The sequence below is a fragment of the Methanocalculus chunghsingensis genome (genome assembly GCF_018132105.1).
Classification (GTDB): domain Archaea; phylum Halobacteriota; class Methanomicrobia; order Methanomicrobiales; family Methanocorpusculaceae; genus Methanocalculus; species Methanocalculus chunghsingensis.
This window is the reverse complement of sequence record NZ_JWHL01000049.1, coordinates 1-255: the sequence shown is the minus strand read 5'-3', so window position 1 is coordinate 255 and position 255 is coordinate 1. Positions and strand designations below refer to the sequence as shown.

Here is a 255-nt window from a genome sequence, read left to right as displayed (position 1 = left end):
CAGCACCCGTCTCCTATGAGGGATTAGCCCCAGTTTCCCGGGATTATTCCTCACCTGAGGGCAGATTATCCACGTGTTACTGAGCAGTATGCCGAGGTCTTTCACCTCTCGACTCGCATGGCTTAGTCAAACCCTGATAGCAATAGCCTCTGGCAGGATCAACCAGAATGTTAATTATAAAAGCACACTTCGATCTTGGCTTACGACGATATCATCCCTGATACCGCCAGTACTTACGTACTTGCTTACTTTCGG

General features: G+C 48.6%; 1 rRNA gene. It reads right to left on the bottom strand.

Annotated features, from left to right (window positions below):
- Window positions 1-169: ribosomal RNA gene (locus RJ53_RS11980) — 16S ribosomal RNA — on the bottom strand; the annotation flags it as partial.
- Between the last annotated feature and the right edge of the window lie 86 nt (window positions 170-255).